This is a genomic window from Pseudomonas sp. Z8(2022), from assembly GCF_025837155.1.
Lineage (GTDB): Bacteria > Pseudomonadota > Gammaproteobacteria > Pseudomonadales > Pseudomonadaceae > Aquipseudomonas.
The window spans coordinates 3,840,891-3,858,320 of record NZ_CP107549.1 but is presented as its reverse complement, the minus strand read 5'-3'; the positions used below and the strand labels follow the sequence as shown (position 1 = coordinate 3,858,320).

14 protein-coding genes are annotated in these 17,430 nt (G+C 61.4%); 8 read left to right on the top strand and 6 right to left on the bottom strand.

Annotated elements, in window-relative coordinates:
- Nucleotides 1–116 precede the first annotated feature (116 nt).
- The 3 genes from OEG79_RS18360 to OEG79_RS18350 all read left to right on the top strand — a co-directional run bounded on the left by OEG79_RS18360 (nucleotide 117) and on the right by OEG79_RS18350 (nucleotide 3,683).
- Nucleotides 117–1,250 (top strand): glycosyltransferase, encoded by a 1,134-nt coding sequence (locus tag OEG79_RS18360; protein WP_264146374.1) that lies wholly within the window; start codon nucleotides 117–119, stop codon nucleotides 1,248–1,250.
- 53 nt (nucleotides 1,251–1,303) lie between these two features.
- On the top strand, nucleotides 1,304–2,404 hold the full coding sequence (locus OEG79_RS18355; RefSeq protein ID WP_264146373.1) for a capsular biosynthesis protein: 1,101 nt from the start codon (nucleotides 1,304–1,306) through the stop codon (nucleotides 2,402–2,404).
- A 91-nt stretch (nucleotides 2,405–2,495) separates the two neighbouring features.
- On the top strand, nucleotides 2,496–3,683 hold the full coding sequence (locus OEG79_RS18350) for an O-antigen ligase family protein (protein ID WP_264146372.1): 1,188 nt from the start codon (nucleotides 2,496–2,498) through the stop codon (nucleotides 3,681–3,683).
- Here OEG79_RS18350 and OEG79_RS18345 read toward each other — a convergent pair.
- Nucleotides 3,653–4,264, bottom strand: a complete 612-nt coding sequence (locus OEG79_RS18345; protein ID WP_264146371.1) for a toluene tolerance protein — start codon at nucleotides 4,262–4,264, stop codon at nucleotides 3,653–3,655. The genes OEG79_RS18350 and OEG79_RS18345 overlap by 31 nt on opposite strands.
- 35 nt (nucleotides 4,265–4,299) lie before the next feature.
- On the opposite strand from OEG79_RS18345, the gene msbA reads away from it, so the two are divergent.
- The 5 genes from msbA to hldE are packed head-to-tail and all read left to right on the top strand — an operon-like array spanning nucleotide 4,300 to nucleotide 10,693.
- Nucleotides 4,300–6,129: a lipid A export permease/ATP-binding protein MsbA gene (gene msbA, locus OEG79_RS18340; protein WP_264146370.1), complete on the top strand. Its 1,830-nt coding sequence runs from the start codon at nucleotides 4,300–4,302 to the stop codon at nucleotides 6,127–6,129.
- The gene (locus OEG79_RS18335; RefSeq protein WP_264146369.1) at nucleotides 6,129–7,025 is read left to right on the top strand and encodes an antimicrobial resistance protein Mig-14; all 897 of its coding nucleotides are present in this window, start codon (nucleotides 6,129–6,131) and stop codon (nucleotides 7,023–7,025) included. Before msbA ends, OEG79_RS18335 begins: the two co-directional genes overlap by 1 nt.
- 4 nt (nucleotides 7,026–7,029) lie before the next feature.
- Nucleotides 7,030–8,430: a PIG-L deacetylase family protein gene (locus tag OEG79_RS18330; RefSeq protein ID WP_264146368.1), complete on the top strand. Its 1,401-nt coding sequence runs from the start codon at nucleotides 7,030–7,032 to the stop codon at nucleotides 8,428–8,430.
- Between the two features lie 23 nt (nucleotides 8,431–8,453).
- Entirely contained in the window at nucleotides 8,454–9,212 is a 759-nt protein-coding gene (locus OEG79_RS18325) for a lipopolysaccharide kinase InaA family protein (protein ID WP_264146367.1), read from the top strand.
- A 59-nt stretch (nucleotides 9,213–9,271) separates the two neighbouring features.
- Nucleotides 9,272–10,693: a bifunctional D-glycero-beta-D-manno-heptose-7-phosphate kinase/D-glycero-beta-D-manno-heptose 1-phosphate adenylyltransferase HldE gene (hldE, locus tag OEG79_RS18320; protein ID WP_264146366.1), complete on the top strand. Its 1,422-nt coding sequence runs from the start codon at nucleotides 9,272–9,274 to the stop codon at nucleotides 10,691–10,693.
- A gap of 184 nt (nucleotides 10,694–10,877) precedes the next feature.
- Here hldE and OEG79_RS18315 read toward each other — a convergent pair whose 3' ends face one another.
- The 5 genes from OEG79_RS18315 to parE all read right to left on the bottom strand — a co-directional run bounded on the left by OEG79_RS18315 (nucleotide 10,878) and on the right by parE (nucleotide 17,424).
- Nucleotides 10,878–11,600, bottom strand: coding sequence for a membrane integrity-associated transporter subunit PqiC (locus OEG79_RS18315; RefSeq protein WP_264146365.1), 723 nt, complete (start codon nucleotides 11,598–11,600; stop codon nucleotides 10,878–10,880).
- 164 nt (nucleotides 11,601–11,764) lie between these two features.
- Entirely contained in the window at nucleotides 11,765–14,014 is a 2,250-nt protein-coding gene (parC, locus tag OEG79_RS18310) for a DNA topoisomerase IV subunit A (protein ID WP_264146364.1), read from the bottom strand.
- 7 nt (nucleotides 14,015–14,021) lie between these two features.
- Nucleotides 14,022–14,546: a TIGR02281 family clan AA aspartic protease gene (locus tag OEG79_RS18305; RefSeq protein ID WP_264146363.1), complete on the bottom strand. Its 525-nt coding sequence runs from the start codon at nucleotides 14,544–14,546 to the stop codon at nucleotides 14,022–14,024.
- Nucleotides 14,543–15,526 carry an esterase-like activity of phytase family protein gene (locus OEG79_RS18300; protein ID WP_264146362.1) on the bottom strand — a complete coding sequence of 328 codons (984 nt, stop codon included), beginning with the start codon at nucleotides 15,524–15,526 and terminating at the stop codon, nucleotides 14,543–14,545. Before OEG79_RS18300 ends, OEG79_RS18305 begins: the two co-directional genes overlap by 4 nt.
- Nucleotides 15,526–17,424 carry a DNA topoisomerase IV subunit B gene (gene parE, locus OEG79_RS18295; RefSeq protein WP_264146361.1) on the bottom strand — a complete coding sequence of 633 codons (1,899 nt, stop codon included), beginning with the start codon at nucleotides 17,422–17,424 and terminating at the stop codon, nucleotides 15,526–15,528. Before parE ends, OEG79_RS18300 begins: the two co-directional genes overlap by 1 nt.
- Nucleotides 17,425–17,430: the final 6 nt, after the last annotated feature.

Here is a 17,430-nt window from a genome sequence, read left to right as displayed (position 1 = left end):
GATTGGTTTTCATAGCGAAGACAGGATTCGTGTTACATGTGGCTTCGCTGGATTGTCGGCCACTATCGTGTTCAAGGCATTGATCTATGTTGCATCTTGACTGAGAGGTGGGGCTGGTGAAGAAACGAGTCAAGGTTCTGCAACTGCAGCCGGATTACAACGTTAAAAATCACGACTTTGCCGATCTTGCCGAGCAAGTGGTGAAGGCGTTTCCTGTCGAGCGCTACGAGGTGGTATCCGCCTATCTGGGTGGAGTTCCATCTGAGGGGCAGCCAGTGAGCGTGGCAGAGCGCTCGGTGTATTTTGAGTTGTCGCAGGAGCAACTGAAAGGGATGCGCTTTATGGCGCTGTGGAGACTGTTTCGTTTTTGCAGAGCGGAGCGATTCGACGTGGTGATCTGCAACCGTTTTAAGGCCATCAACATGATGTTGTGGCTGAACCGCTGGCTGCGTATTCCCACTTGTATCGGCATCACCCATGGGTTTGGCGAGTATGAGCGAGTTTATCGACGCACGCAGGCCGCGAGGATGATTGATCGGGCTTGGCGATTCGTTGCGGTCTCGGCAGCCGTCAAGGACTACCTGCTTCAATGTCGTTGCGGTTTCGTCGAGGGAAATACCCTCGTGATAAACAACGCGATCGACATCGACAAGGCGCGAGCCTTACAGCTATCTCGTGATGAGGCTCGGGCGGCTCTAGGGCTGCCAGATGGCGCCTTCGTGTTTGGCGCTATTGGTCGCCTCGTACCCGTCAAGGGGCATATCCACCTCGTTGAGGCGTTCGCCAGTTGTGTCGAACGGCTGCCAGGTGCCTTGCTGGTGATCATAGGTGAAGGGCGTGCCCGGCCTGATTTGGAGGCGGCGATTGAGCGACTGGGGTTGTCCGGACGAGTGCTACTTCCTGGTGCCAGGGCCGACGCTCTGAGGTTCGTTCGGGCTTTTGACGTTTTTGTGATGCCGTCTCTGAGTGAAGGCTTGCCGTTGGCGCTGTTGGAGGCGATGAGCGGCGAACTCCCAGTGATCGCTTCGGACATCCCGGCTATGGCGCCGATTATCAAGGGCGCCGGGGGAACGGCCGTTCGTGTCGGAGATGTTGGCGGACTGACGAAAGCGCTGGTTGAGCATTTTGAGTTGCCGGGCACCGCGTTGCGTGAACGAGGACTCTGTGCTTTCGGCTATCTGCAAGCACACCACAGTGTTGGGCAGTACCGTAGCCAGTATCTGGCCTTGGTCGAAGGTTGTCCTCGTTAGTCGCGGTTTAGTAGACCTTGTTGCGGGCTGGGTTGTACCCAGGTATTGGCAAAATGAACGGTTTTATCTTCTTTTCTGTCGCTCCTTTTCAGAGTCGATATTTTCAGGCTTTGCTCGATGACGGTGATCTTTCGGGCGAGGTGATTTCGCTCCGTCAGTTGCCATGGCCTCTTTGGCGTGAGATGAGGTCGACACTGCGGTGCATCAACTGGCGGGAAATTGTTGATGAGAAATGTGCCGAGCGGCGCCTGAAGCGTAAGTACGCGGGGCGATTTTATCGTTTTGGGCTGTATCTCGAACTGCTATTGGTGGCGCTGAGCATCAAGGCACTACTCGAGGCAAAAAAACCAGTTGGGGTCGCGGTCTGGAATGGCTCCCATCGTTATTGTCGTTTGCTTATGGCATTGACTCCGGGGTCAACCAGGCGCTTCTTCTTTGAGAATGGGCTGCTGCCGAGTACCACCACGGTCGACCCGCTTGGGGTGAACTACCAAAGCTCGTTAGCGCGCGACCCCGAGTTTTATCGATGCCGCGGCGTGGTGCCCGGCGTCTCGTCTTTCGTGCTTGTACCTAGACAAGGTCGGCGCGACTTTGGGTCGTCTATCGAGCTGCCGGAGCGTTTTATCTTTTTTCCGTTTCAAGTCGATAGCGACACCCAGATACGATTCTTCTCGCCCTGGATCCGCAATATGCGTGACTTGTTCGCGCTGGCTGAGCGGATGAGCGAGGCTTGTGGCCTTCCGGCGGTTTTCAAGGAGCATCCTTCTAGTAAGCATGAATATCCAGATCTTCATGCGAAGGCGAATGATCGGCTGATATTTGCGAATGCAAACAGTACCGAGGAGCTGATACGTCGAAGTCAGTTTGTCGTCACGGTTAACTCGACCGTGGGTTTGGAAAGCTTGCTGTACGCTAAAGCTGTGATGACGCTCGGGCAGGCTTGTTACAACATCGAGGGGGTGGTGGTTCACGCAGACTCGGAACGCTCCGCGATCCGTCTGGCGTGTAACTTCCCCGATTGGCCGTTAAGTGATGCGACTCGCGAGGGGTTTATCCATTATCTGCACGAAGAGTACTGCATCCCTGGCAGTTGGCAGCATCCAAATCAAGCTCACATCGATCGTGTGGTTGCACGTTTGACCGGTCGGGACTAGCAGCGCAGCGATAGCAAAAGTGCACGGCGCGCAATGCTGTTTCGTATACAGAATTGCCCCTTGTTGACCATGGGGTGGGGGTAGGGTTGTTATGTATAAACAAGCGGGTGTGATGGGGGGGCAGGCTTTGCTGGCTCGGTGGGCGGCTATAGGAGTGGCTGTTCTTCTCTGTGCGCCGTGGCTGGTACCGAGCAGCAAGGTTTATCACCAATTGCTCGCGGTTTTGCTTTGGCTGCCAGCATTGTGCAGCTTGGGATATGCCGCGTTCAGGTCGCATTTGGCATCTCCTGACCTATGGCTATACGTCGCTTTCGCTGCCTGGACCTTGTTGATTTTGATCGTGCGGGGCAGTGAGGAGCCTGTCAGTGATGCGAAGGTTGTGGCCTACGTGACTTTGAGTTTGCTTGGTTTTTTGCTGGCAGCCAGAGCCGGTGACGCTTCTGTCGAGCGACTATTGATTTTTGGGGTGCTACTGGGCGGGGTCGGAGCGGGTCTGTCATGGCTGCATTTTTATGTGCTTGAGCAAAATCCTTTCTCGAGTCGTCTGACGGCACTGGGTATATGGGATACGGTCATCATGGCGGCTCATGCCGTCGGAGCGCTCGCTGTCGTCGGTCTGGCAATGGTGGTGGGGCGCCCGTGGCGACTTGCTTGGCTGCTGCCTGCCGGTGTGGCTGCCATAGGCTATCTGGCATTTCTGCTGTCCAGCCAGACTCGTGGTGTCTGGCTGGCATTGCTGGCATCGCTGATGGTGATTCTGGTATCGGTGCCGCGATGGATCGGGCTGACTGTCTTGTTTGGGTTGCTACTGGCGGTCGCTGCAGTCGCGATCTATGACGTGCAGATGCTGATGCAGCGCGGGCTGTCCTACCGCCTGGAACTTTGGGGCGGTGGGTTGCAGTTGATTGCCGAAAATACCTGGTTCGGTATTGGTTTTCATGAGTTCAAGCTCACCGTCCCGGGGCTTACAAATCAGTTCAAACATCCCCATAACCTTTTTATCGATACGGGTGTGCGACTGGGTGTCGGGGGGCTACTGATCTTTTGCGTACTCTGGTTGCTCTGTCTCTGGCGCGCCTGGCAAGCCAGAGACTCGGCTCTGGGGCGAGCACTGTTGGCGCTGTGGCTGTTTGCCACCGTAAGCTTGATGACTGATGGCATAGGTCTGTGGCGTAAGCCTAATGCAGACTGGCTTATTACCTGGCTGCCGATTGCCTTGGGCTTGCTTCTGGCTCGTCGGAACGCTGATTACGCTTCCTCAGACAGGCCGCGCTCATAGCACTCTGTTAGCCTGCTCCAAGGGAAGTTCTCTACTTGGCGCCGTTCCAGGTAGTTTCTCAAGTGAGCAAAATTCCTTTTAATTAGGTTCCGGCTCAAGGGGGCGCCTTTGAAGCTTAGGTCGAGGAAGTCAATCAGCCCAAAGCCCCCGTTGGGGAGTTTGAGGACATTGCCGAGATGCAGTGAGCGAAAGTAAATGCCTTTGCGATGCAGTTGCCGTATGAATGCGACGAAATTGGGAAGGTCTCTGTCGAACTGTTCTCGCTGTTCGCTGAATATGCTGTCGAGAGGGACACCTTGAAGCGGGCTATAGAGGCAAACACTGGTGGCGCGTTGCTGCTCCAGCCAGCAGCACTCCAGTACCTCAGGGGTCGGGATTCCCAAGGCCTGTAGTCTTTCCGCGTTGCGAGCAAAGCGCCGTGCTTTGGGGCGCCAACGAGAGAGCAGGGCTTTGCGACTGTGGAATATCTTCAGGAAGTTGCCATTGTCCAGGCGAACGACCTTGGGACCGCGACTGTCTTGCTCCAGCACTTGGCCATTGGTCAGCCAGTTTTGTAGTTCGTTCGCTGTTACAATCCGCATCGTATTCCTCTAGCCAGTTTCGTGGGACATACCGAATGGCCAATTCTACCCAGCAATCCAGCCTGCGGGTGTATCTGCGATTGCTGCGCTATGTAGTTCCCTATTGGGGACTGTTTACCATCAGCCTTACGGGGTTCCTGATTTTCGCCTCCACCCAGCCGATGCTGGGCTACATCCTCAAGTACTTTGTCGATGGCCTATCCAACCCGGATGCCAGTCTGTTCACTGGGATACCTTGGCTACTAGAGCACGCGCCCTGGTTGGCGCATCTCAAGCTGCTCCAGGCTGTGCCACTTCTTATCGTACTGATCGCCTTGTGGCAGGGCATTGGTTCGTTCCTTGGAAATTACTACCTGGCCAAGGTGTCTATGGGGCTGGTCCAGGACTTGCGAGTTGAGCTGTTCAACAACCTGATGACCCTGCCCAACCGCTACTTCGACAACCACAACTCCGGGCATCTGATCTCGCGCATCACCTACAACGTGACCATGGTCACCGGGGCTGCCACCGATGCGATCAAGGTGGTGGTGCGCGAAGGCATGACGGTGGTGTTTCTGTTCGCCACGTTGTTGTGGATGAACTGGAAGCTGACCCTGGTCATGGTCGCCATCCTGCCGGTCATCGGTCTGATGGTGACCAGCACCAGCAAGAAATTTCGCAAGCAGAGCAAGAAGATCCAGACCAGCATGGGTGATGTCACGCATGTGACCTCGGAGAGTATCCAGGGCTATCGGGTGGTCCGTAGCTTCGGCGGCGAAGACTACGAGAAGCAGCGCTTTCTTGATGCCAGCGAGCAGAACAAGCTCAAACAGTTGAAGATGGTCAAGACCAATGCTGTCTATACGCCATCACTGCAACTGGTGATTTACAGCGCCATGGCGGTGCTGATGTTTCTGGTGTTGCTGTTGCGTGGTGATGCTTCGGCGGGAGACCTGGTGGCCTACATCACGTTGGCCGGTTTGCTGCCCAAGCCGATTCGCCAGTTGTCCGAGGTCAGTTCGACGATTCAGAAAGGCCTGGCGGGTGCCGAGAGTATCTTCGAGCAACTCGACGAGGAGCCGGAAGTTGATCGTGGTACCCAGGCTCGAGAGCGCATCAGCGGCCGGCTGGACGTCAAGGATCTGAGCTTCAGCTACCCCGGTGCGGAAAAGCCTGTGCTGAACAACATCTCTTTCGTCGCCGAGCCAGGGCAGATGGTGGCGCTGGTCGGCCGCTCCGGCAGCGGCAAGTCGACCTTGGCCAACCTGATTCCGCGTTTTTATCACCATGAGCAGGGGCAGATCCTGCTCGATGGTGTCGATGTCGAGGATTACACCCTGCGCAATTTGCGTCGCCACATTGCTCTGGTGACTCAGCACGTCACCCTGTTCAATGACACGGTGCGCAACAATATCGCCTATGGCGATCTGGCTGGCGCGCCGCTCGAAGCTGTGCAGCAGGCGGCCGCCGATGCCTATGCCGCCGAGTTCATCGAGAAGATGCCGCAGGGGTATGACACCTTGGTCGGCGAGAACGGCGTGTTGCTCTCCGGTGGCCAGCGTCAGCGCCTGGCCATTGCCCGTGCGCTGCTCAAGGATGCGCCGCTGCTGATTCTCGACGAGGCCACTTCGGCCCTGGATACCGAGTCCGAGCGGCATATCCAGGCGGCCCTGGATCAGGTGATGCAGGGTCGTACCACGCTGGTGATCGCGCACCGCCTGACTACCATCGAGAAGGCCGATCTGATTCTGGTGATGGATCAGGGGCAGATCGTCGAGCGCGGTACGCATGCCGAGTTGCTGGCACAGAATGGCTACTACGCCAGACTGCATGCCAAGCAGTTCGAGGACGGCGACGAGTCCGTCGTAGCCGAGCTGAACGCCTGATGCTGAATCGTCTGCAATTCTGGCGTGAGCGTGGCTGGGCGCCAATCAATGCGGCTGACTACGCCGAGGCCTGGGGGCGTTTCGGTGGCAGCGTTGCCACTCACCCCGAGGTGGTGGCGCGGTTGGCCGATCTGGCCGCTATCCCGGTGCGTTACCTGGGGTGGCTGGTCGATGGCGAGCTGCAGGCCGCTATCCCGACCTGGGGGCGGCATCTGGCCTTGTCCAAGGATGTGCTCAAGCAGCAGGGCAAGCGCGGTCTGTTCGATCTGGGTAATGCCGAGATCATTCTGCCGCTGGCAACTGGTGCGCAGGTTGCGCTGCGCCATCGGGTGCGCTACCTGTCCGAACTCAATGCGACCGGGCTCATCGGCATCAGCGAGCAGCCCGAAGGCCTAGCGCTGGCCCGCGAACCCGAGCAGTACAGCAAGAAGTTTCGCTACAACCAGCGCCGCGAACAGCGCCTGCTGGAAGAGGCGGGCGGGGTGATCCGGCCGATGCTGGAGCTGACGCCCGAGGAACAGGCACGCATCTACGCCGATCTGTTCCAGCGCCGCTGGGGCTTCGCGGCCACCGGCAAAGATCATCTGGGCGAAGTGTTCGGCTTGTTGCGCGAGTTCATGACCGGCGCGCTGATCTATCTCAACGACGAGCCGGTGGCGATCCAGGTGCTCTACCGTGTCGAGGCGCCGCAATGGGTCAGCCTGGAGTACATCAACGGCGGGGTCGACCCGCAGCAGCGCGAGTTCAGCCCCGGCAGCGTGCTCAGCTTCGTCAATACGCAGAGTGAATGGGAGCATGCGCGAGCGCTGGGTAAGCCGCTGCGCTACTCCTTCGGCCGCGCCGACCGCGAATACAAGGATCGCTGGTGCAACCGGGTGCCGGTCTATCAGGTGTGAGGCGATGAACGGACGCAAGCAGCAACTGCTCAAGCAGCATCGGCGTAACAAGCGCATGGCCTTGTTGCTGGCCCTGCTGACCCTGCTGGCGGTCGGCGTGCTCATCGCTTGGTGGCTGCCGCTTCTGCTACTGGTGTTGGGCTGGGTGGTGCATGAAGCCTGGTTTGCCGACCACCTTTTCTATTCACCTCGGGACGATTACCAGCATGAATTCCCCGCAGATTGTCTGAGCGTACCAGCGCGTATCGAACAGGGAGTGCTGCAGGTCGAAGCGCAAGTGGACGGCTATGACACGCTGATTCTAGAACTGCGGCTCAAGGCTACATGGCTCGGGCGATTGCTGGATCCCCATGTGCTGTTGGGTGGTGACCGCCAGGATTTCGAGCGGGGTGTTGCCGGCCGACGATACCTCAATCTTTCCGGGCTGCCGGCTGACGGCCTGGCCGTCAGGCCGCGATTCTGCCGCATCGACGGTGAGCTGCGTCTGCATGCCATGCGTAACCCGGATTACGCGGGGCAGCGTCTGTTGATCGTCGCGCCACATGCTGACGACGCCGAGCTGGCAGCTTTCGGCCTTTACAGTCGGGCGGCCGAGGTTGCCATCGTTACCCTGACCCAGGGCGAGATCGAGGCGGAGAACTATCAGCGATTGGGTCTGGAAAAAGACGCTGCAGCGCGCCTCAAGGGACGTTTGCGCGCCTGGGACAGTCTCGCTGCTCCGCTTTGGGGGGGGGTACCGCAGACCCATTGCGTACAGCTTGGCTATTACTGTCTGCAACTGCCGCTCATGGCTGAGCGTCCGCAGCAGCCGTTCGGTTCACGCGAGTCCGGTGAAAATGATGTGCGCAGCGTGCGTAATCACAATCCGATACGTCTGCCTGCCGACGCTGATGGGCTGCCGAGCTGGAACAACCTGATTGCCGATCTGGCTGCCGTCATCGACCACTACCGCCCCGAGGTGGTGCTGACGCCGCACCCGCAACTCGACCCGCATCACGATCATGTCGCCAGCACGCGGGCTTTGCTCGAAGCTTGCGAGCGTGCCGCCTGGCAGGCGCAGACCCTGCTGCTATATGCCAACCATCTGCATGACAACGACCGTTGGCCGATGGGCCCTGCAGGCAATGGCATCGCCCTGCCTCCGGCCATTACGCCATTGCCGGCCGATCGCCTGTGGAGTCCCTCGCTGGATGCCCAGCAGCAACTGGACAAAGCCATGGCGCTGGGGCTGCAGCACGACCTGCAGGGCCCGCTACCGCTGAAAAGGCGCTGGCGTCGGTTGATCCAGCGGGCGCTGGTGGGGCGCCGCTGGCCTGCAACCGGTGAGGATGAGTTCTTCCGCAAGGCGGTACGCCGGCACGAGCTGTTTTGGGTGCGACCGATTAATCGGAACATTGATAAGTAAGACGCCTTAAAGGAGTAGTAAAGGTGCTGGAGCAGTTCGTATGGCAGGGCTTTCGTGGTGTCCGTCGGAACGACAAGGGGCATGCCATCCAATCGTTTTTGGCGTTGCACCATTGCCTGGAGGACTTCGCCGAGGGGCGGTCAGTTTCAGGTTTCGAAGTGAACGGTGAGCGTTTTTTCGTCAAGCGCTACAGAGCTCCGCTGCGCTTTTGGCACTCGGTAGGACGCAGTAAGTTACGCCGGTCAATGCTTAACGAACTGCACTGGCTGCAAAGTCTTGAAACAAGAGGATTTGCGGCGCCACAACCTTGGCTGTTTATGGAACGGCGCACCGGGAAACGAGTAGAAACCTTTCTGGTGATGAGCGAAATTGCGGGTATACCGTTGGCTTTGCTGGCAGACCAGCGCTTTGAGAGAGGCGCGTTGCGCTCGATGGAGATGATTGCCGCGCTGCATGCCCAGGGCGTTGCCCATGGCGACTGCAATCTCTATAACTTTCTTGTCGCTGAGGATGTTCATGTCATCGATTTTGAAAGGGCCACCGAGTTGACTCCACAGCTAGCCGAGGCAGACGTACAAAAGTTCCTTTCGCGCATTAAGGCAGAGGGAAAAGCGCACCTGCTAGAACGACTTTCTCAGGCTTATTTGAAAGTGCTTCCGCTGCCGCTATTCGACCTCGATGGGCTTCTTACTAAAATTCAAGCGTGCGAAATTCCCCCAATAATCACGCGTTGGCGTCGGCCGCAGTTCATTAATGTTGTCATCCATGCTCCGGGCGCTTGAGAAAGTCGCAATATAGCCTGTGTTATCATTCGCGGCGTTTTCGACGGCCCGGAGTCACCATGAAACTGACCATGCCCCGCTATGACCAAGCTGCCGTTCTGGTGGTGGGCGACGTGATGCTTGATCGCTACTGGCATGGCGGCACCTCGCGGATTTCCCCGGAAGCCCCCGTCCCCGTGGTGCGTGTCGATCAGATCGAGGACCGCCCGGGCGGTGCCGCCAACGTGGCGCTGAATATCGCGGCGCTTGGTTCCCGCGCCCTGCTGGTGGGGGTCACTGGTGAAGACGAAGCCGCCGAAAGCCTCAGCGACAGCCTGCGTGGTGCCGGTGTGGAAACTCACTTCCAGCGTCTTGATGGCCAGCCGACCATCGTCAAGCTGCGCGTAATGAGCCGCCATCAGCAGCTGCTGCGTATGGATTTCGAGGAACCCTTCAATACCGATACCGCTGCGCTGGAGCGCGATGTCGATGCGCTGCTCGCCGGGGTTATGGTGCTGGTGCTGTCGGACTACGGCAAGGGTGCGCTGCAGAATCACCAAGCCCTGATCCAGGTAGCGCGCAGGAAGGGCATCCCCGTGCTGGCCGACCCGAAAGGCAAGGATTTCTCCATCTATCGCGGCGCCAGTCTGATCACGCCGAATCTGCACGAGTTCGAGACCATCGTCGGTGGCTGCGCTGATGAAGCCGAGCTGGTCAGTAAGGGTGCCAGGCTGATGCGCGAGCTTGAGCTGGGCGCGTTGCTGGTCACCCGTGGGGAGCACGGCATGACCCTGTTGCGTCCCGAGCATGCTCCGCTGCACCTGCCGGCCCGCGCCCGTGAGGTGTTCGATGTTACGGGGGCCGGGGATACGGTGATTTCCACCTTGGCCGCTTCCATCGCGGCAGGTGAAGAGCTGCCCAATGCCGTAGCTCTGGCCAACCTGGCTGCCGGTATCGTGGTCGGCAAGCTGGGCACGGCGGCCATCAGCGCGCCGGAGCTGCGCCGCGCGGTACAGCGCGAGGAAGGCTCCGAGCGTGGCGTGCTGAGTCTGGATCAATTGCTGCTCGCCATCGAGGATGCCCGCGCCCATGGTGAGAAGATCGTCTTTACCAACGGTTGCTTCGACATCCTCCATGCCGGTCACGTGACCTATCTGGAGCAGGCCCGTGCCCAGGGCGATCGCCTGATCGTGGCGATCAATGACGACGCCTCGGTCAGTCGTCTCAAAGGTCCGGGCCGCCCGATCAATGCTGTCGACCGCCGTATGGCGGTGCTAGCCGGTCTTGGAGCGGTGGACTGGGTGGTGAGCTTCAGCGAAGACACGCCCGAGCGTCTGCTCAAGCAGGTGCAACCCGACGTGCTGGTCAAGGGTGGTGACTATGGCATCGATCAGGTGGTCGGTGCCGATATCGTCCAGGCCTATGGCGGTGAAGTGCGGGTACTTGGCCTGGTGGAGAACAGCTCCACCACTGCGATCGTCGAGAAGATTCGCAGCAAGTAACGGCTCGTTTGTGCCGGGCTCGGTATCACCGGCCCATGGCCGCGAATCTGTCTTGACCGATTGCCGGGGCCGGCAGCCAAGTCTGTGCGCAGCGCCGGATTGAATCCGGCGAGGCTTTGCCGGGGACATGTCGAGCCTCAACGGCATCTGTTAAGCAAAAAGCCCGCTTTTGCGGGCTTTTTGCTTAAAACCGGAATACTTCCGTATCGATCTTGATCGGCTCTGCCACCGGAATCTTCGGGCCGGCAGTGGCGGGCTCCTGCTTTTTGCTGCTGGCTACCGGAGCCTTCTTGCGCGTCGGTTCGGGCTCCGGTTCAACGGCGGCGACAGGCTGGATGGCCGCTGCCATCTCGGCAGCCAGGCGCTGCAGCAGAATGCTCTGGGCCTTGACCTGCTCGGCCAGCGGGCCTCCGTGTGCTTGCTCCAGGCGAATCAGGCGGCTGTCGCGCAACTGTCCACGACGGTCGAGCAGGCGCCACTGGGCCTCGAGCACAGCGGGCTGAAGCGGGCCGGAGTCCAGGCGGGTGATGGTCAGCATGACCTGTGCATCGGCGCTGAAACCGGGGGCGGCCGGAGCCAGTGCCAGGCGCTGGCTGTCCAGGCGCCAGGCCAGCTGGCGCAGCATCTGCTGGTCGATATCGTCGGCCAGGCCGCTGGCCCAGCGAGCGTCCCGTGCGGCAACCAGGCTGCCATCGGCCTGGCGCTGCAGCAGGTGCTGCTGGCGCAGGTAGTCGGCTACGCTGATCGGGCCGACCAGCACGGTCACGCCGTTGTCCTGATTCGGGGTCACGGCATCGCCGCTGTCGAGTTGGTAAAGAGATACCGGCTTCTGCTGCAGCAGGCTGCAACCGCTCAGTGCGAGCAGCGCGGTCAGAAACAGGGCCGTAGAGCGTACTACAGTCATCATCAGTTCCAGGCAGCCGCCTTGGGGCAGCTGCGCATCGATCTCATATCATGCGGGGTCATGGATGACCCGGGGCGCGTATCATCCGTCAAACCGCGCTACGACTCCAGCCTTGGCCGCTTGCCGGTAGCGCGGATGTTCCGGTTGAACGGGGCGTGTGGTCGACGCTATTCCACCAGAAGCTGGTCGACACGCTGGAAGCCGCGCGGCAGCTTGTTGCCACGTCGGCCGCGCTCGCCCTTGTAGTGCTCGAGATCGTCGGCTTTGAGTGTCAGGGTACGCTTCCCGGCCTGCAAAACCAAACTGGCGCCGCTGGGCAGCACGGCCAGATCGGTCAAATACTCCTCGCGTGACGCCACTCGCTCACCCGGAATGCCGATGATCTTGTTGCCCTTGCCTTTGCCCAGTTGCGGCAGATCGGTGACCTTGAACAGCAGCAGGCGGCCTTCGGTGGTCACCGCGGCCAGCCAGCCGTCTTCCAGATTGCTGACGGGCTTGGGGGCGACCACTTTGGCGCCGTTGGGTAGGGTCAGCAGCGCCTTGCCTGCCTTGTTCTTGGCCTGCAGATCCTCGCCCTTGACCACGAAGCCGTAGCCGGCGTCGGAGGCGATGACGTACAGCGCGCTGTCCTCCGGCAGCATCACGCATTCGAAGGTTGCCCCCGGTGGTGGTGTCAGACGACCGGTCAGCGGTTCACCCTGGCCGCGCGCCGACGGCAGGCTGTGTGCGGCGAGCGAATAGCTCCTGCCTGTCGAGTCGATAAACACCGCGTACTGGTTCGAACGGCCCGGTGCGGCCGCCTTGAAGCCGTCGCCGGCCTTGTAGGACAGACCGGTGGCGTCGATGTCATGACCCTTGGCGCAGCGCACCCAGCCTTTTTCCGAGAGCACCACGGTGACCGGTTCGGTCGGCATCAGCTCGGTTTCCGACAGGGCCTTGGCTTCGGCGCGGGCGACGATCGGCGAGCGGCGGTCATCGCCGTACTTTTCGGCGTCCCCGATGATCTCCTTGCGTACCAGCTTCTTCAACTTGGCTTCGCTGCCGAGCAGAGCCAGCAGCTTTTCGCGCTCCTTGGCCAGCTCGTCCTGCTCGCCACGGATCTTCATTTCTTCCAGGCGGGCCAGTTGGCGCAGGCGGGTGTCGAGAATGTAATCAGCCTGCACATCGGTGAGACCGAAGGTTTCCATCAGCACCGGCTTGGGCGAATCCTCGGTGCGGATGATGCGGATCACCTCGTCGAGGTTGAGGAAGGCAATCAACAAACCTTCCAACAGGTGCAGGCGCTTTTCCACCTTGTCCAGGCGGAACTGCAGGCGGCGGCGCACGGTGCCGACGCGGTACACCAGCCATTCGCTGAGCAGGGTGCGCAGATCCTTGACCTGCGGCTTACCATCGAGGCCGATGACGTTGGTGTTGACCCGGTAGCTGGACTCCAGATCGGTGGTGGCGAACAGGTGGGTCATCAGTTCATCGGCATCGACGCGGTTGGAGCGCGGGATGATGACGATGCGGCACGGGTTCTCGTGGTCCGACTCATCACGCAGGTCAGCGACCATCGGCAGCTTCTTGGCCTGCATCTGTGCCGCGATCTGCTCCAGCACCTTGGACCCGGAGACCTGATGCGGCAGGGCGGTGACGACGATGTCACCGTCCTCGACACTGTAGACGGCGCGCATGCGCACCGAGCCGCGGCCGGTTTCGTAAATCTTCAGCAGGTCGGCCTTGGGTGTGATGACTTCGGCTTCGGTGGGGAAGTCAGGGCCCTGGATATGCTCGCAGAGCTGCTCGACCGTTGCGCTCGGCTCATCCAGCAGACGCACGCAGGCTGCGGCGACCTCGCGCAGGTTGTGCGGTGGCACGTCGGTGGCCATGCCCACGGCGATGCCGGTGGTGCCGTTGAGCAGCAGGTTGGGCAGGCGCGCCGGCAGGGTCGCCGGCTCGTTCATGGTGCCGTCGAAGTTCGGCACCCAGTCGACCGTGCCTTGGCCGAGCTCGGAGAGCAGCACTTCCGAGTAACGCGACAGGCGCGCCTCGGTGTAGCGCATGGCAGCGAAGGATTTGGGATCGTCCGGCGCGCCCCAGTTGCCCTGGCCGTCGACCAGCGTATAGCGGTAGCTGAACGGCTGCGCCATCAGCACCATGGCTTCGTAGCAAGCGCTGTCACCGTGCGGGTGGAACTTGCCGAGCACGTCACCGACGGTCCGCGCCGACTTCTTGTGCTTGGAGTCGGCGTCCAGACCCAATTCGCTCATGGCATAGACGATGCGGCGCTGCACGGGTTTCAGGCCGTCGCCGATGTGCGGCAGGGCGCGGTCCATGATTACGTACATGGAGTAGTTGAGATAAGCCTGCTCGGTGAAGTCGGCGAGTGACCGGCGTTCAACGCCTTCCAGGCTCAAATCGAGGGATTCGCTCATGCGGGCCTCATTGCAAGGTTGATTGGCGCAGCACCAGGGTGCCGCCCTTCTGACTGAATTCGAGTTGTTTCAAAGCGCTCATGCCCAGCAGCACCTCATCACCGGCCATGCCGGGGGCGATCAACGCGGCCACGTCATGCAGTTCGATATCGCCCAGGCGCAGGCTTTCCAGGCGCGTGCGATGCCCTGTGGCGCGGCCGTTGGCGGTGCTGATGGTGATCGGCGCGCCGCGTTGCAGGCCGAGGCGTTCGGCCACTTCGCTGGGAATCGCCACCTGAGTGGCGCCGGTGTCGAGCATGAAGGTCACGTCGTGGCCGTCGATCTGCCCGTTGACCAGATAGTGGCCCTGACGGCTGCTGGCAAGGCTGACTTCGACGAACCCCTCTCCGTGGCGCGACTCCGGCGTCCGGTTGGGGTTGCGCTGTGCGTCTTCCCAGTTGCCGAAGAAATGCGTGGCCAGCAGCAGGCCGGCGCCCCAGGCGAGCACCCACATCACCCGTCCGGCACGATAGCCGGGCGCCTGCTCACTCACGGGCGACGGCTCCAGCCGCCCTTGGGTGCGGCGAAGCGCCAGACGATGGGGCGCTCTTCGCCATCGGCGCGGATCTGACTGCCATTGTCGACACCGACCCAGGCACCATCCTTGTCGATCCACAGCGCTTCGGCCATGCCGTAATTCGCTGAATAGCGACGCGGCTCGCTCAGGGCCTCGGCGGCGAACGACCAGCAGAGCTCCGCGACGCCGTCACCCAGAGCGCGGCGGCAGATGCGATGGGCCTGACGCTCCAGCGTGAAGAGTTTCTCCTCGAAATAGGTCAGGCCGGAGAAGTCGCGTGGCGCCGGATGACCGCCGAGCGCTTGCGGTGAGGCTTCATCGCCGCTTTCGCTGGTCAGCACGCAGCCACCGGTGCAGCGCCAGCTGCTGCCGCGCCGATGCAGCACGGTAAGGCCGCGGCGGCGCTGTTCGGCGGCCAGCCACAGGCGCTCCCCGGCGGGGTCGATGGCGATGCCTTCGAAACCCTGGTTGAAGTGCAGCAGCATGCCGCTGGCGCGGGCCTGGCGCACCAGGCCGCCTGGCAGACCGAGCCACTGGGCGCTGCCGTTGCTGTTCACCTGCAGCACGGCGGCACGAGTCTCGCTGATCAGGTAGCGGTTGCCCTGCGCGTCACATGACAGGCCTTCGAAGTCGAGCTTGCCGCCGCGTACCAGTCCGGCCGCCCAATTGCGCATGCGCAGGCCCCAGGGTAGCGCGCTCTCTGGCGGCTCGGGGGCGACGAAGGTTTCCGCCTCGGCGCGCAGCAGGCCGTCTTCGCGGTGCAACTGGTAGAGGCGGTCGTCGTCGCGGTCGGATACAGCCCACATGGTCTCGCCGCACAGCGCCAGGCCGGACAGGTTGCCGCTGGGCATCTCCGTCACCGGGTACTCGGCCTGCAATTGCAATTCTTCCAGCACCACTGGCTCGGCGTTCGCGACGCCGGCCAACAGACCGAGTGCAAGGAGATGATTACGCATCAGGCCAGGACCTCGGCCAGGTTGCCCTTGGTTTCCAGCCAGTTCTTGCGGTCACTGGCGCGTTTTTTCGCCAGCAGCATGTCCATCACTTCGCGGGTGCCCTCGAAGTCGTCGAGGGTCAGCTGCACCAGGCGCCGGGTGTTCGGATCCATGGTGGTTTCGCGCAGTTGTGGCGGGTTCATCTCGCCGAGGCCCTTGAAGCGGGTGACTTGCGGCTTGCCGCGGCGTTTTTCGGCCACCAGGCGGTCGAGGATGCCATCGCGCTCGGCGTCGTCCAGGGCATAGAAAATCTCCTTGCCCAGGTCGATACGGTACAGCGGCGGCATGGCTACATAGACATGGCCGGCATCGACCAGCGTGCGGAAATGGCGCACGAACAGGGCGCAGAGCAGGGTGGCGATGTGCAGGCCGTCGGAGTCGGCGTCGGCGAGGATGCAGATCTTGCCGTAGCGCAGCCCGGAAAGATCGTTGGAGCCCGGATCGATGCCGATGGCCACGGCGATGTCGTGCACTTCCTGCGAGGCCAGCACTTCGCTGCCGTCGACTTCCCAGGTGTTCAGGATCTTGCCGCGCAGCGGCATGATGGCCTGGAATTCCTTGTCGCGCGCCTGCTTGGCGCTGCCGCCGGCGGAGTCACCCTCGACCAGGAACAGCTCGCAGCGCAGCGGGTTCTGCCCTGCGCAGTCGGCCAGCTTGCCTGGCAGCGCCGGGCCCTGGGTGATCTTCTTGCGTTCGACCTTCTTGCCCGCCTTGAGGCGGCGGCCGGCGTTGCTGATGGCCAGTTCGGCCAATGCCAGGCCGGTTTCCGGGTTGGCGTTGAGCCACAGGCTGAAGGCGTCCTTGACCACGCCGGAAACGAAGGCGGCTGCCTCGCGCGAGGACAGGCGCTCCTTGGTCTGCCCGGAGAACTGCGCATCCTGCATCTTCATCGAGAGGACGAAGGCGATGCGCTCCCAGACGTCTTCGGGGGCCAGCTTGACACCGCGCGGCAGCAGGTTGCGGAACTCGCAGAACTCGCGCATGGCGTCGAGCAGGCCCTGGCGCAGGCCGTTGACGTGGGTACCGCCCTGCGCGGTGGGGATCAGGTTGACGTAGCTTTCCTGAACCGCGTCGCCGCCTTCGGGCAGCCACAGCAGCGCCCAGTCCACGGCTTCCTTGCTGCCGGCCAGGGCGCCGCAGAAGGGTTCGGCGGGCAGACGCTCGAACTCGCTGACCGCATCGACCAGGTAGGAGCGCAGGCCGTCCTCGTAATGCCACTCGACCTTCTCGCCGGCGGCCTTGTCCTCGAAGGTGACGGACAGGCCCGGGCACAGCACGGCCTTGGCCTTGAGCACATGCTTGAGGCGGCTGACGGAGAACTTGAACGAGTCGAAATACTTGGCGTCCGGCCAGAAGTGCACGCTGGTGCCGGTGTTGCGCTTGCCGACCGTGCCGATCACTTCCAGCTCGCTGGCCTTGAAACCATCGGCGAAGCTCATCTGGTACTCGTTGCCGTCACGCTTGACGGTGACCACCACGCGGGTCGACAGGGCGTTGACCACGCTGATGCCGACGCCATGCAGGCCGCCGGAGAACTGGTAGTTCTTGTTGCTGAACTTGCCCCCGGCGTGCAGCTTGGTGAGGATCAGCTCGACCCCCGGCACGCCTTCTTCCGGGTGGATGTCCACCGGCATGCCGCGGCCGTCGTCGATGACCTCCAGCGAGTTGTCCTCGTGGAGAATCACCTGGATCGATTTGGCGTGCCCAGCCAGGGCCTCGTCGACGCTGTTGTCGATCACTTCCTGGGCCAGGTGGTTGGGGCGCGTGGTGTCGGTGTACATGCCCGGGCGCTTGCGCACCGGGTCGAGGCCGGAAAGGACTTCGATGGCGTCTGCGTTATAGGCGTTCTGCTGGGCCATAGGGTC

Excerpts from the sequence above, each read along its gene's own strand:
- OEG79_RS18355 (WP_264146373.1), top strand. The coding sequence starts at position 1,304 with ATGAACGGTTTTATCTTCTTTTCTGTCGCTCCTTTTCAGAGTCGATAT.
- OEG79_RS18350 (WP_264146372.1), top strand. The coding sequence starts at position 2,496 with ATGTATAAACAAGCGGGTGTGATGGGGGGGCAGGCTTTGCTGGCTCGG.
- OEG79_RS18345 (WP_264146371.1), bottom strand. The coding sequence starts at position 4,264 with ATGCGGATTGTAACAGCGAACGAACTACAAAACTGGCTGACCAATGGC.
- msbA (WP_264146370.1), top strand. The coding sequence starts at position 4,300 with ATGGCCAATTCTACCCAGCAATCCAGCCTGCGGGTGTATCTGCGATTG.
- OEG79_RS18335 (WP_264146369.1), top strand. The coding sequence starts at position 6,129 with ATGCTGAATCGTCTGCAATTCTGGCGTGAGCGTGGCTGGGCGCCAATC.
- OEG79_RS18330 (WP_264146368.1), top strand. The coding sequence starts at position 7,030 with ATGAACGGACGCAAGCAGCAACTGCTCAAGCAGCATCGGCGTAACAAG.
- hldE (WP_264146366.1), top strand. The coding sequence starts at position 9,272 with ATGAAACTGACCATGCCCCGCTATGACCAAGCTGCCGTTCTGGTGGTG.
- OEG79_RS18315 (WP_264146365.1), bottom strand. The coding sequence starts at position 11,600 with ATGATGACTGTAGTACGCTCTACGGCCCTGTTTCTGACCGCGCTGCTC.
- parC (WP_264146364.1), bottom strand. The coding sequence starts at position 14,014 with ATGAGCGAATCCCTCGATTTGAGCCTGGAAGGCGTTGAACGCCGGTCA.
- OEG79_RS18300 (WP_264146362.1), bottom strand. The coding sequence starts at position 15,526 with ATGCGTAATCATCTCCTTGCACTCGGTCTGTTGGCCGGCGTCGCGAAC.
- parE (WP_264146361.1), bottom strand. The coding sequence starts at position 17,424 with ATGGCCCAGCAGAACGCCTATAACGCAGACGCCATCGAAGTCCTTTCC.